Source organism: Streptomyces sp. NPDC058371, assembly GCF_042723265.1.
Taxonomy (GTDB): Bacteria; Actinomycetota; Actinomycetes; order Streptomycetales; family Streptomycetaceae; genus Streptomyces.
The window spans coordinates 82,787-94,832 of record NZ_JBHXJC010000003.1 but is presented as its reverse complement, the minus strand read 5'-3'; the positions used below and the strand labels follow the sequence as shown (position 1 = coordinate 94,832).

General features: G+C 70.0%; 13 protein-coding genes. 6 read left to right on the top strand and 7 right to left on the bottom strand.

Translation table 11 applies throughout. From position 1 onward, the window contains the following. Nucleotides 1-276: 276 nt before the first annotated feature. The 3 genes from ACFWM2_RS12020 to ACFWM2_RS12010 all read right to left on the bottom strand — a co-directional run bounded on the left by ACFWM2_RS12020 (nucleotide 277) and on the right by ACFWM2_RS12010 (nucleotide 2,015). Nucleotides 277-624: a DUF2516 family protein gene (locus ACFWM2_RS12020; protein ID WP_383278276.1), complete on the bottom strand. Its 348-nt coding sequence runs from the start codon at nucleotides 622-624 to the stop codon at nucleotides 277-279. 131 nt (nucleotides 625-755) lie between these two features. Further along, on the bottom strand, nucleotides 756-1,352 hold the full coding sequence (locus ACFWM2_RS12015; protein ID WP_383276814.1) for a hypothetical protein: 597 nt from the start codon (nucleotides 1,350-1,352) through the stop codon (nucleotides 756-758). A 75-nt stretch (nucleotides 1,353-1,427) separates the two neighbouring features. Beyond that, a complete protein-coding gene (locus ACFWM2_RS12010; protein ID WP_383276811.1) occupies nucleotides 1,428-2,015 on the bottom strand; it encodes a helix-turn-helix domain-containing protein in 588 nt (195 codons plus the stop codon). Between the two features lie 378 nt (nucleotides 2,016-2,393). Between ACFWM2_RS12010 and ACFWM2_RS12005 the strand changes: the two genes are divergently transcribed. Together ACFWM2_RS12005 and ACFWM2_RS12000 are read left to right on the top strand one after the other, a co-directional pair. Further along, nucleotides 2,394-2,864, top strand: coding sequence for a DIP1984 family protein (locus ACFWM2_RS12005; protein WP_383278273.1), 471 nt, complete (start codon nucleotides 2,394-2,396; stop codon nucleotides 2,862-2,864). Nucleotides 2,865-3,142: 278 nt separating this feature from the next. Further along, nucleotides 3,143-3,556: a DUF5958 family protein gene (locus ACFWM2_RS12000; RefSeq protein ID WP_383276808.1), complete on the top strand. Its 414-nt coding sequence runs from the start codon at nucleotides 3,143-3,145 to the stop codon at nucleotides 3,554-3,556. 440 nt (nucleotides 3,557-3,996) lie between these two features. Here the strand turns inward: ACFWM2_RS12000 and ACFWM2_RS11995 are convergent, their stop codons facing one another. Next, nucleotides 3,997-4,449 carry a hypothetical protein gene (locus ACFWM2_RS11995; RefSeq protein WP_383276805.1) on the bottom strand — a complete coding sequence of 151 codons (453 nt, stop codon included), beginning with the start codon at nucleotides 4,447-4,449 and terminating at the stop codon, nucleotides 3,997-3,999. A gap of 209 nt (nucleotides 4,450-4,658) precedes the next feature. Here ACFWM2_RS11995 and ACFWM2_RS11990 point away from each other — a divergent pair, with 209 nt between their 5' ends. After that, complete coding sequence (locus ACFWM2_RS11990) at nucleotides 4,659-5,588, top strand: GNAT family N-acetyltransferase (protein ID WP_383276802.1); 930 nt, start codon at nucleotides 4,659-4,661, stop codon at nucleotides 5,586-5,588. 67 nt (nucleotides 5,589-5,655) lie between these two features. Here the strand turns inward: ACFWM2_RS11990 and ACFWM2_RS11985 are convergent, their stop codons facing one another. Together ACFWM2_RS11985 and ACFWM2_RS11980 are read right to left on the bottom strand one after the other, a co-directional pair. Then, the gene (locus ACFWM2_RS11985; RefSeq protein WP_383276799.1) at nucleotides 5,656-6,048 is read right to left on the bottom strand and encodes a hypothetical protein; all 393 of its coding nucleotides are present in this window, start codon (nucleotides 6,046-6,048) and stop codon (nucleotides 5,656-5,658) included. A gap of 163 nt (nucleotides 6,049-6,211) precedes the next feature. Continuing rightward, nucleotides 6,212-6,562: a winged helix-turn-helix transcriptional regulator gene (locus tag ACFWM2_RS11980; RefSeq protein WP_383276796.1), complete on the bottom strand. Its 351-nt coding sequence runs from the start codon at nucleotides 6,560-6,562 to the stop codon at nucleotides 6,212-6,214. Nucleotides 6,563-6,611: 49 nt separating this feature from the next. On the opposite strand from ACFWM2_RS11980, the gene ACFWM2_RS11975 reads away from it, so the two are divergent. The 3 genes from ACFWM2_RS11975 (at nucleotide 6,612) to ACFWM2_RS11965 (ending at nucleotide 9,761) form a co-directional block, all read left to right on the top strand. Continuing rightward, nucleotides 6,612-7,523: an NAD(P)-dependent oxidoreductase gene (locus ACFWM2_RS11975; RefSeq protein ID WP_383276793.1), complete on the top strand. Its 912-nt coding sequence runs from the start codon at nucleotides 6,612-6,614 to the stop codon at nucleotides 7,521-7,523. Nucleotides 7,524-8,110: 587 nt separating this feature from the next. Then, entirely contained in the window at nucleotides 8,111-8,971 is an 861-nt protein-coding gene (locus ACFWM2_RS11970; protein WP_383276790.1) for a nitroreductase/quinone reductase family protein, read from the top strand. A gap of 121 nt (nucleotides 8,972-9,092) precedes the next feature. After that, the gene (locus ACFWM2_RS11965) at nucleotides 9,093-9,761 is read left to right on the top strand and encodes an SDR family NAD(P)-dependent oxidoreductase (protein WP_383276787.1); all 669 of its coding nucleotides are present in this window, start codon (nucleotides 9,093-9,095) and stop codon (nucleotides 9,759-9,761) included. A gap of 86 nt (nucleotides 9,762-9,847) precedes the next feature. On the opposite strand, the gene ACFWM2_RS11960 is transcribed toward ACFWM2_RS11965, so the two are convergent. Continuing rightward, nucleotides 9,848-11,890: a HelD family protein gene (locus ACFWM2_RS11960; protein WP_383276784.1), complete on the bottom strand. Its 2,043-nt coding sequence runs from the start codon at nucleotides 11,888-11,890 to the stop codon at nucleotides 9,848-9,850. Between the last annotated feature and the right edge of the window lie 156 nt (nucleotides 11,891-12,046).

Sequence of the window (12,046 nt, the reverse complement as noted above, 5' to 3'; positions counted from 1 at the left end):
GCCGTGGCCGCCGTACGGCGATTGTCTTCGCCCTCGCCGCCGTACGGACCGAGGCCGCTGCACAGGCCGTACCGGGGTACGGCATTCGTCTTTGCCGTCACCGTTCTGCCGACCGCGACTGCTGCACAGGCCGTACCAGGTGTACGGCATTTGTCCTTGCCGTCAGGGCCAGCTGTGTTGGCCGTCAGGGTCAGCGTCAGCGGGTGTGCGGCTTTGCACGGGAGCCGTGATGGGCTCACGGGGTCCGGTCACCGGTGTCTGCGTCGACGCAGACGGTCAGCGTCCGCCGTTGTACGGGCCGTACGGGCCGTCGCTGCTGGAGCCGCCGCGGCGGCCCCGGCCGCCACCGCCGCCGGAGGCCGTCCTGACCGCGGGACGGACATCCACGATGTAGACGATGCTGGCGATGACGCCGATGATCGGCAGGAACGAGAAGATCGAGAAGATGTAGCTCACCACGAGGGCGAGCGCCAGGATGATCAGCCAGAACGGCTTGGTCTGCTTTTCCGCGGCGCGGAACGCGTCCTCGCGCCGGAAGGCCGCGTCGAACAGCCCGAAGGCGGCCAGGGCCATCAGGACGATCTTCAGCAGTCCCAACAACCCCGCGAAGCCCAACATCAGCATGCTGCCCACCGCCCGTTCCTTCCCGACAATTACGCGGTCACCGTACCCGTAGAACGGGCCGGACACCCCAAGGGTGCCCGGCCCGAACACTGCCCTGTCGATCCACCGGCCCGGCGGATCGGACGTCCGCCCTACTTGGCCGGCGGGGTCGTCTTCTTGGCGGTGGCCTTCTTGGCGGCCGGAGCCTTCTTCGCGGCGGGCTTCGCGGCGGAGGTCTCGGTGGCGGCCGCGGCGGGCTTCTCCTCGACCTTGATCTCGCCCTCGGCCGGCTCGGCCTTCGGCTCGACCGCGATGGCCAGTTCCTCGATCTCCTCGGCGGCCTCGCCGCGCCAGGTCTTCACGGTCTGCTCGCCGTGCTCGGCGACCTTCTCGTACGCCTCCCGAGCCTTTACGGCGTACTCGGCGGCGACGCCGACACCGCGCAGGGCGAAGTCCTGGGCGGACTCACCGAACTTCTTCAGGTCGGTGTCGAGCGTGCCGATGAGGCCGGTGACCTTGGCCTGAAGGGTCTCCTGCGCCTCCTTGGCGCGGGCGCCGGCCTTCTCCTGCACGGCGTTCGGGTCGATGTTGCGGACGGTCTCGAAGCGCGCCGGCGCCTCGGCGCGGATCTGCTCGACGATGCCGGGCACCTTCTTGGCCTGCTGGACGGCCAGGTCGGCGGTGCCGGCCAGGAAGTAGAGCGGGGTGGGGTCGGTGGCGGCCTTGCGGATGTCGTCGGTGATGGCCATGACGAGGGTCCTCCCGGGTTGGCTTTCAGCTGAGGGTTTTGGCGGTCCGCGGCGAGAAGGGCCTGTCTGCCGTTCTCAACTGGCCGTCTGCTGCGGGCCGGCATCGCTGCCGTCGGCCGTGCGGGGGCCGCGGTGGTCGATGTCCTGCTCGTTCTGTATGTCCTGCACGTTCTGTATGCCCTGCACACCGCGCACATCGTGTACGTCATGCGTGTCGTGCGTGTCATGCGGATCGTGCGCGTCGTGCGTGTGCCGCGCGTCCTGGGCCGACTGCCCGTCGACGTTCCGGGCATTCTCGGGAGCCGTCGCGATCTCGAATCCGTTCTCCTTGCGGAAGGACTCGTAGATCTGGAGCAGCACCTGCTTCTGCCGCTCGTTCAGCGTGGGATCGGCGAGGATGACGGCACGCGTCTCCACCTCGTCCCGGTCCCGCTCGGCGTCGAGGATGCCGGCCCGCACGTACAGCGTCTCGGCGGAGATCCGCAGGGCCTTGGCGACCTGCTGCAACACCTCCGCGCTCGGCTTGCGCAGCCCGCGCTCGATCTGACTCAGATACGGATTGGACACCCCGGCGGCGTCGGCGAGCTGCCGCAGCGACAGCTGCGCATTGCGCCGCTGCTCACGCAGATACTCACCGAGATTGCCGACGTTGAGCGATGCCATGCGTCTACCTTGCCCCACCTCCGCTAACAATTGCAAGCAGCCGCTTGCAAAAGTGCGCCACGCCACGTTGCGACCGGGTGTCCCGTCGCAACGTAGGTGTCCGTTCTCAGTAGACGTGGCGAGTCCCAGCGCTTCTGGCGAACGACTTGGCGGAGTCCCGGCGAAGCTGGCCGGCCGGTTGTCCTGCCTCGCTGAAACTGACGGATTCCCACTCGTTCTCAGTCGTGCTGTCGGATTCTCTTTCGTAACGCTCTGAGCGGCCGTCCGCTCTCGCTCCAGTGGCTGGTCAGAGCCTTCTGCGGATCAAAAATCCAAGTGCGTATGAGCTGGTTCGCACTCGTATACTCGTGCGAGCTCTTGGAGGGGGAGGTGGAGACAGTGAAGCTTGCTGAGGCACTGGCAGAACGTGCGGAGGCGACTCGCCGGGTGGAACAGCTGCGAGCGCGCGTCGTCAGCAGCGCGCGGTACCAAGAAGGGGAGACGCCCCCCGAGGACGCCGCTCAGCTGTTGGCTGAGGCCGGTGACGTGCTGAACGCTCTGGAAACGTTGATCCGGCGGATCAACCGGACCAACGCCGCCGTGGAGATGGGTCCGGACGGCACGCTCACCGATGCCCTCGCACGCCGGGACGTCCTGCGGTTGCGCCACTCCGTGGTCACCGCGGCGGCGGACGCGGCGGCGGGTAGCGGCGAGCGGGGATACGGTCGGCAACTCCGGTCCGAACTGATGATGCTTTCCGCGCTTCCGGTCGCGGAACTGCGCGGTCAGGCGGATGTTCTCGCGCGGGAGATCCGCGAGGTCGATGTGCGGATCCAGCGTACGAACTGGGAGGTGGATCTGCTGGACTGAGTAGTCCAGCAGGCGGGGACGATGTGGAGCAGGTAGCAGCTTCGGAGGCGTGCACACACCGAGGGCCGGCGGTTTTCCAGCCCACTCCTGGCGCGTGAAGAGCAACGCGGGGGTTCGACTCCCCATCAACAGCGCAGCTCAGCACCGCGTACAGGTGAAGGTGCACATCGCACAGCACATCACCACGTGCAGATCCGAGGCGGCGAGGGCGGGTTCGGGGCTTTCCACATCGCAGCACCATGGCGAGCGGCGATTAGAGCGCAGCGGGGGGAGTGAGGGTGGCTGATCCGTACATCATTCTCAACGAGCTCGCCCAGGAACTTCGGCCGATGCCGCAGGGAATCGAGTGGTTCGAGGGCCTCTCGACTGAGGAGCAGTCCAACACCCTGCGCCTCCTGTCACATTTCTGCATTCAGGCCCGTGCCACCGCCGGGGACGGCCCGGAAAGCATCCGCCGCGCCGGACTTCGCGCCACGCACACACCGGCAGTTCTGATCGCACGAGGGCGGATCGACCAGCAACTCGGGAAGATCGCCAGTCTCACCCCGCACGACGAGCGTCTCAAGTCATTCCGGCTACTGATCGCGGTGCTGGCCGTCGCCGACGAACGCCGACGGGAGCGCTTCTGCTCCGACGGTTGCGGCCACGCGTGGCATCGACTGGCTGCCGGCACCCCCGAACCTTCGGCCTGATCCCTCGCGCCATCGCGTCTACTGGGCCGGCAGCCGGAGGGGAACCACCGCGCTCGGCTTGGGCGGTTTGCGCATCGCCTGGTCCTTGCATCGCACGTCCCTCTGTTGAACGGAGTCATTGACCCGGACAAACTCAATGCCCTTGCGACGCTGCTCGCGCGGTTCGGGTGGAGCTTCGGCCTTGAGCCATATGCCGACGAGGGCGGCCTGCACAGGGAGATCACCGTCTGAGAGCCATCGCACCGAGTGCCCGTCAGGCACTTACCTGAAGCTGAAGCAGTGAGGCCCCATCACCCCCTTGGCGTCAGGCAGCAGCACCGGCACGGGCGTTGCTTCCCATCTGCTGTGCCTGGCCTTGGAGTCGGAGCTCGTGCAACAGCCCGCCCCCGGCTTCCGGGGGCGGGCGGCGATATGCGCTGAGGTCAGGCGGTCGGCGGGGGCTACGCGTGGCCGCTGTACGCGATGCTGCAGTCCCACGAGGAGCCCTGGACCGCGCAGAGCTGGATGTAGACGGTGGTGCCCTCTGCCAGATTGCCGCTGTTCCACGGGCTGGAGTAGGGGGACGAGTGCCCGCGCGTGGTCGCAACGCGCCCCGTCGTGGGGTCGATCATGGAGGCTTCCATGCCCCACCCGTCGGCATACCGGTCCACCACCTGAAACGCGTCCCCGGGGATGTCACAACACCCCGGATCGGCGTTCCACACCATGGCGCCCGCGTACGTACCGCTGTTGTAGGCCGCGATGCTGAAGCTCCCGTCGGCAGACACCGCGCCCTTCTCGAAGGTCCAGTCGGCAGCCGCCGCGTTGGTCGCCCCGAGAGTGACGGAACCGCCGATAAAGAGTGCACTCGCCGCCAGGAGCGTGACGACTCGGTTTCTCAGCTGCTTCCTCAACAAGCCATTCCCCCAAGGTAGTTCGAGAGTTCGATCAGTTGGGGAACTATGACCTGCCCTGCTCGTGCGGTCAAGCCTTGGATTACGGCGTCTGGCCGCCCGTGGTTGCCTCGCCTCCTGGATCTCCATGCGGGCTTCGTGCAGTGCACCCCCGCCTCGCCCTGGCGGAAACCCGCGGGGTGCACGGACAGCGGGGGGAATCATGAAGCATGCGCCCGGATGACTGGCACCTCAGCGAAGACGACGACTGGCACCTCGCCAAAGACGACGACTGGCACCTCACCGAAGACGTCGACGACTTCCTCGCCCGAGCCGGGGACTTCCTGCGCTCGCGGCCCGGCCGGCACGTCATGCAACTGACCTGGGCCGAGAGAGTACGAGCGCGTGGGGCGGAGGCGTTCGGCAGCGCGGCCCCCGTCTTCGGCGTGCTGGAGCGAGCAGGCGAGGTCCACGCCACCTTCTACCGTCTCCCGCCCCGCGGTATCGGTCTCTCCCCGCTCACGGACGAGCAGGCCGACTCCCTCGCCGCCCGCCTGGCCGCCCTCGGGCACTCCCCTCCCTCCGTCGGCGCGGACCACGGCACGGCCACCGCATTCGCCGAGGCCTGGCAGCGGCACACCGGCGCGACGCCGACACTCCTCGACACGCGACTCCGTCTCTACGGCCTCGGCACCCTCACCCCGCCGGAGCCGCTGCCGGCGGGCCGAGGTCGCGTCCTGGGCGAGCGGGACCTCGATCAAGTCATGTACTGGTGCGGCGAGTTCGCCAAGTCCGTCGGGGAGGAAGTCTCCATCAACGCCGACACGTGGGCCGACACCCGCTTCGCCGACAAGCGCTACACGCTCTGGGAGACCCCGGACGGCACTCCCGTCTCCCTCGCGGGCATGAACCCGATGATCGGCGGCCAGATCCAGCTGGACATCGTCTACACCCCGTCCCACCTGCGCGGTCGCGGCTACGCGGGCGCCGTGGCGGCGGAGGTGAGCCGGGCCGCGCTGGCCGCGGGCGCGAGGGACGTCGTCCTGTTCGCGGACCTGTCCAACCCCACCAGCAACGCCCTCTACCAGCGCATCGGATACGTCCCGCTCACCGAGTGGGCGGTGCACGACTTCTCGTACACCGCACCGGAAGTCGGTTGACGACTAACGAGCCAGGGCCACACGCACGGCCAACGGGCCACAGCCACAGCCACAGCCACAGCCACGACTAACGGGCCAGGGCCACACACACGGCGAACGGGACCGGGATCAGCGCCGCCATGCCGAGCCATGGACCCAGGCGCGCGCCTCGACGCAGGGGCAGGAGCAGGTCCACGACGAGTACCAGCGCCACGATCAGCGCTCCGGTGACAGCCGCCAGGAACATCACGACACCCGCATGATCGAGGGTCGTGTAGTTGCAGTTGACCGACCCGGACCTGGCCGCGTCCTCGACGCTCCTGCAGTCCATCGGCAGGTACTCGGTCAGCAGCCACCACAGCAGGTACAGCGGCACCATCGCAGGCACACCCAGGCCAAGGTTCACCAGACCGGGCACCCAGACCCCGGCCCCTGCGCGAACACCGCCGTCGTCATCCGCCCCGGCTCCGAACGCAGCCATCTCGCCCTCCCGCCGCACACCCAGTCCGTACACGTCATAGCTCAAGGTGCCAGTCCGTCATGAGAGGGATCCAACCGTGGCCCACCCCGCCCTAGCCACCTTTTTGTGGGTACTTGGCGTCGAGCCGGCCCGGAGTCAGTCTGGTGAGGGGCGAACTGGTGGGTCAGGAAGGCGGGTTGGGGGCAGTGAGCCGGGCCAGGCGGCGGTGGCCCCAGTCGGAGAGAGGGGACAGCGCCTCGGAGAGGTCGCGGCCGAACGGGGTCAGGGAGTACTCGGTCTTCAGCGGCAGTACGTCATGGACCTCGCGGTGCACCAGTCCGTCGGTCTCCATCTCGCGGAGCGCCTGAGTCAGCACCTTCTCGGTGAGGCCCGGCAGGCTCCGGCGCAGCTCGCCGGGCCGTTGCGGGCCTGATTCCAGCAGCCAGAGCAGGGCCGTCTTCCACTTGCCGTCGATCACGGCGATCGCGGCGGTCACTCCACAGACGTTCGGGTCCTGGGCACGGCTGCGTGTCATCTTCGTCCTATTCCTCACTGATTGCCGTTATTGATAAGGGAGTTGTCCGATGTCTTCACACACGGGACAAGAACACGCCGTGCAGCCGGGAAAGTCCGCCGTCACGGTGCTCGGGCTGGGACCCATGGGGCGGTCGCTTGCGGGCGCGTTCCTGGACGCCGGTCTGCGGACCACGGTCTGGAACCGGACGCCCGGCCGGGACCGGGAGCTGGTCGAGCGGGGCGGGATCGGTGCGCACTCGGCCGAAGAGGCCGTTGCCGCAAGCGAGTTGACCGTCGTCTGCGTGGTGAACTACGACGCCTCGGACGCCGTACTGCGCCGTACCGCTGTCACCGACGCCCTCAAGGGACGCACGGTGGTGAACCTGACCGCCGACACCCCCGACCGGGCCCGCGACACCGCCGCCTGGGCCGCCGACCACGGCATCCACTACCTGGACGGCGCGATCATGACGCCGACCACGACGATCGGGACACCGGCCGCCGTGTTCCTCCACAGCGGCCCGGCGGACCTGCACCGGACACACCGACCGGTACTCGACGCGCTGGGCGGCACCCACACCCACCTCGGCAAGGAGATCGGCCGGGCGGCGGCGTACGACATCGCGCTGCTCGACATCTTCTGGACGGCGATGGCCGGCTACACGCACGCCCTCGCGCTGGCCCGGGCCGAAGGCATCTCCGCACCGGAGCTGGCCCCGTTCGCCCAGGGCATCGGCTCGATCCTCCCGCCGCTCTTCGCGGAGTGGGCGCAGGACGTGGACGGCGGCGGCTTCTCCGGCGAGGGCAACCCGCTCACCTCGGCGGTGTCGTCCATGGCCCATATCGTCCACACCTCCGAGGCCCACGGAATCGACGCGAGCGTGATGCGGGCCGCCGAAGGGCTGGGCCGCCGGGCCATCGGCCGGGGCCACGGCGCCGACGGGTTCAGCCGGATCACCGAACTCCTCGGCCGCGGCTGAGTCTCACCTCGCACACCCGGCGACGGCTCGTCCACGGACTTCGTGAATGGGCCGTCGGCCGGGGACGCCCTTGAAGCAGCCGACAGAGAATTGAAGTGAGCGATGAGCCGATACGGCATTGCCCAAATGCCGTGTCCGGCATTACCGTTGCCCTCATGACTGCCGGGTCGGCCTTGTGCCGTGAGCGAGTTGGGTGCCCGGCCTCCGAGTGAGGCCCGGGCGGGCCAGGAGCCCGCCCCTCTTTTCTTCCCCTGAGCACCCCGCGCCTGATCCACCTTTCCCTCCTCCCTTGCCTTCCCGGCTCCGCGCCGCCCTGCCCCTTTTCCGACCCATCTCCCGGTCGGACGCCTTTCCCTGGGCCGCGTAAGCCGTGCAGGGCATGCAAGACGCGCACGCCGCGCATGCCGCGCCAGACACACCAACCGCACCGCGGGCGGACCCCCACGCCTCCGCCCCGCGGCGATTTCCCCTGCCTTGAAACAGGAGAAAACACAGCGGAAAGCAGGCCGAAGGAAGGGCGCCGAATGGAGGGCACGGAATGACGGACGCGGAACGGAAGACACCCACATCACGGAAGAAAGCAGAGAATGCCCAACTCAACGCCCAACCCCTTCAATCAGCAGGTCATTGACGAGTTCCGGGCCAACGGCGGCCGGGTCGGCGGATATTTCGAGGGAGCACGTCTGCTCCTGCTGACCACCACCGGCGCCCGCACCGGCACCCGCCACACGACCCCGGTCGCCTACTACCCCGACGGCGGCGACCAGGTCCTCGTCATCGCCTCGGCCGGCGGGGCGCCCCAGCACCCCGACTGGTTCCACAACCTGGTCGCCGACCCCCGCGTCACCGTGGAGAACGGCGTCTTCACCTACGAGGCCGAAGCCGTCGTCCTCACGGGCACGAAGCGCGACGAGCTGTTCGCGCGGGCGGTCGAGGCCGACCCGGGCTGGGCGGAGTACCAGGCGAAGACGGAACGGGTCATCCCCGTCGTGGCCCTCCGCGAGATCCCCAGGGGCGGCCCGCCGAACTTCACGGCGAGTTCCCCGGGAGAAGCCGTCAAGGTGATCCATGACGCCTTCCGCCGCGAACTCGCCCTGATCCGGAAGGAGTTCGCGGCATCGGGCACCGCCCTCGGCGCCCAGCTCCGCGTCAACTGCCTCACTCTCTGCACGGGCCTCACCCTGCACCACACCGGCGAGGACATGGCCCTGTTCCCGTTCGCCGCCGAGCGGAGCCCGGAACTCGCACCGGCCCTGGACCGGCTGCGACACGAGCACGAGCGGATCGCCGCGCTCCTCGAAGAGCTGCGCCGGGTCCTCGCGGCCGAGGACGTGGACCCCGCCGCCGTACTCCCCGAGGTGGAGCGGCTCACGCGTGAGCTCGAAGCGCATCTGACGTACGAGGAGGAGGTGCTGATCCCCGTACTGGAGGGGGCGTCGGCTTCCTGAGCCCCCTCCCTGTCCTGGAGAGGCATCGGCCTCCGGATCCCCCTCCCCGTCCTGGAGAGGCGTCGGCCTCCGGATCCTCCTCCGTACGCTGAGATCACCACCAGCCTCCCGGGGAGTTCTCATGATCGCGCTCGTCACCGGCGGCAACCGCGGCATCGGCCGCGAAGTCGCCCGGCAGCTCGCCACCGCGGGTCACACCGTGCTCGTGACCGCGCGGTCCGGTGAAGCCGCCGCGGAGGCGGCGCGCGCGATCGGCCCGAACGCCCGCCCGTTGCGCCTTGACGTCACCTCGGCGGCCGGGATCGCCGAGGTGGCGGGCCGGATCGACGCCCTCGACGTGCTGGTCAACAACGCGGCGATCACGTACGACACCTGGCAGCGCGCGGCCACGGCCGACCTGGACGTCGTACGGGAAGCCGCCGAGACCAATCTGTACGGACCCTGGCGGCTCACCCAGGCACTGCTCCCCCGGCTGCGGGCGAGCGCGCACCCCCGCATCGTGAACGTCTCCAGCGAGGCCGCCTCCTTCGCGAGCATGGGCGGCGGGACCCCGGCGTACACCGCGTCGAAGGTGGCGCTCAACGCCCTCACCCGCATGCTCGCCGCCGAACTGCGCGGCGACGGGATCCTGGTGAACGCGGTCTGCCCGGGCTGGGTCGCCACCGACATGGGCGGCCCCGGCGGCCGGCCGGTCACGGAGGGCGCGGCGAGCGTCGTCTGGGCGGCGACCCTCCCGGACGACGGCCCGACCGGCGGCTTCTTCCGCGACGGCCGGCCGGTGCCCTGGTGATACGACCGTCCGGGTCACCCCCAGGGCACCCGGACGCGACGCGCCCCTCACCGCCTCACCGTGGCGACGGACGCGCATGCACCACATCACCACGGCAACGGACGTGCGTGCACCACATCGAGGCGGGAGACCGCCCGGGTCAGCACCACGTACAGGCGGTGCGCTCCCCGCGCCTCCGCCTCCACGATCGCCGCCGGCTCGACGGCCACGACGTGGTCGTACTCGAGCCCTTTGGCGACGCTCGCGGCCAACACCGCGACCCGCACGCCGAGTTCGTCGGGACCGGCGTACGGGATCCCGGCCGCGCCGAGCGCCTCCCGGACCCGTACGACATCCGCGTCGGCCGCGATGACCCCGACGGAGCCCTCGTGCGTCAGCGCCTCGCGCACGGCGCGTACGGTGAGGGACGGCACGTCGTCGCCCTCCAGCATCCTCAACTGCCCGTCCCTGCGCAGGGATCGAGCACGCGGTACGTCCACCGCCAGCTGGTCCAGGAGCCGGTTGGCGAGCCCGACCACCGCCTCCGGGACACGGAAGCCGGTGGTCAGCGGGACGACGGCGGCGTCCGGTTTCCCCAGGTGCGCGAGGAGTTCGGGCCAGCTGCGGGCGGCCCACGGGGTCGTCCCCTGCGCCAGGTCCCCGAGTACGGTCAGCGACCCGAAGGCGGCCCGCCGCGCGATCGCCCGGCACTCCATCGGTGACAGGTCCTGCGCCTCGTCCACGACCAAGTGGCCGTATCCCTGCGGGTGTTCGAGGAGTCCGGCGACCTCGTCGAGGAGGACCAGGTCGGCGGCGGACCAGCGCGCCGACTTGTACGAGCGCGGTGGCCTCGTCCACAGGACCGCCCTCTGCTCGTCCGCGTCGAGCAGCCCGTCCGCCGCCGCGGCCAGCGCGTCCGGGCCGGCGAGCAGATCGGCCAGCACCTCCTCCGCCCGCACCCGGGGCCAGACGGCATCGACGTACGCGGTGATCGCGCGGGCCCGGGAGATCCGCTGCACCCAGGCGTTCGTCGGCGGCCCGGCGCGCCGCTCGGCCTGCGCCTGGATGTACCGCACCGCCCGCGTCCGCACCCGCTCCCGCCCGGTCGCGTACGGCGGCTCCTCGGCGCGTACGCCGTCCACGATCCGTTCGAGTGCCTCGGCCGGGATCCGCCACTGGTACGAACCGTCCGGTACGGCGAGGGAGTTGGCGCCCGTGGTGGCGACCCGCGCGTACAGGGCGCGGCGCAGCACCTGCGCCATCCGGGCGTCGTGCTTGACGCGCGCGGCCGGTTCGCCGTCCTCGCCGGTGACGGGATGGCGCGCGATCTCGTCACCGAGGGTCGACTGCCGTACGCCGGTCTCCCCGAGGGCGGGCAGCACCTCCGAGATGTACGACAGGAAGGTGCGGTTGGGCCCGAGGATCAGCAGGCCGCCGCGCTGGATGCGCTGCGGGTAGGTGTAGAGGAGGTAGGCGGCCCGGTGCAGTCCGACCGCCGTCTTGCCGGTGCCGGGGGCGCCCTGCACACAGACCGAGGCAGCCGGGTCCCCTCGTACGAGATCGTCCTGCTCGGGCTGGATGGTGGCGGCGATGTCCCGCATGGGGCCGACGCGAGGGCGCTCGATCTCACCGGTGAGGATGCGGCCGGGGGTGCCGTCGCCGCGCTGGGGCTGGTCGCCGTCCGTGAGGTGCTCGTCCTCCAGGCCGGTGAGGTCGGCGGAGGCGCCCCGGCTGCCCGGCGCCCAGCCGAAGCGGCGGCGCACGGCGATGCCCTGCGGGTCGCGGGCGCTCGCCTGATAGAAGGCGCGCGAGACGGGTGCACGCCAGTCGACGACGAGGGGCGGGGCGGCGGGCCGCTCGGTGATCCGCAGCCGGCCGATGTGGTAGCTCTGCCCGGCGTGGTCGTCCCCGGACTCGTCGAAGTCGAGCCGTCCGAAGAACAACGGCCCCTCGGGGAGCTCGCGCAGCTCCTTGGCGTGGCTGCGCAGCCGGTAGCCGAGGACCTCGGCGTCGGCACCGGAGGCGGAGACGTCCTCGCCGGTGACGACCTGTTCCTGGGCCCCTTCGACCATGGCGGCGAGGGCGGCACGGCAGGCGTCGTGATGGGCGCGTTCGTGGGTGAGGGCGTGCGCGAGGTCGAGTGACGTCATTCCAGAGAGCGTAACGGAATAACGTAACCGAGTTAAATTTTTTACTTGGTCACTACGAGTGTCGGCGCCGCGGACGGATGCCGGCTCCCGAGGCCGACATCTGAGGCCGGCATCCGAGGCCGGCATCCGAGGCCGGCGCCCGGGGGCGACACCTCC

Bases quoted from the DNA above. Each gene is read 5' to 3' on its own strand.
- ACFWM2_RS12010 (WP_383276811.1), bottom strand. From the start codon at position 2,015: ATGGCATCGCTCAACGTCGGCAATCTCGGTGAGTATCTGCGTGAGCAG.
- ACFWM2_RS11980 (WP_383276796.1), bottom strand. From the start codon at position 6,562: ATGACACGCAGCCGTGCCCAGGACCCGAACGTCTGTGGAGTGACCGCC.
- ACFWM2_RS11985 (WP_383276799.1), bottom strand. From the start codon at position 6,048: ATGGCTGCGTTCGGAGCCGGGGCGGATGACGACGGCGGTGTTCGCGCA.
- ACFWM2_RS11990 (WP_383276802.1), top strand. From the start codon at position 4,659: ATGCGCCCGGATGACTGGCACCTCAGCGAAGACGACGACTGGCACCTC.
- ACFWM2_RS11965 (WP_383276787.1), top strand. From the start codon at position 9,093: ATGATCGCGCTCGTCACCGGCGGCAACCGCGGCATCGGCCGCGAAGTC.
- ACFWM2_RS12020 (WP_383278276.1), bottom strand. From the start codon at position 624: ATGCTGATGTTGGGCTTCGCGGGGTTGTTGGGACTGCTGAAGATCGTC.
- ACFWM2_RS11960 (WP_383276784.1), bottom strand. From the start codon at position 11,890: ATGACGTCACTCGACCTCGCGCACGCCCTCACCCACGAACGCGCCCAT.
- ACFWM2_RS11970 (WP_383276790.1), top strand. From the start codon at position 8,111: ATGCCCAACTCAACGCCCAACCCCTTCAATCAGCAGGTCATTGACGAG.
- ACFWM2_RS12015 (WP_383276814.1), bottom strand. From the start codon at position 1,352: ATGGCCATCACCGACGACATCCGCAAGGCCGCCACCGACCCCACCCCG.
- ACFWM2_RS11975 (WP_383276793.1), top strand. From the start codon at position 6,612: ATGTCTTCACACACGGGACAAGAACACGCCGTGCAGCCGGGAAAGTCC.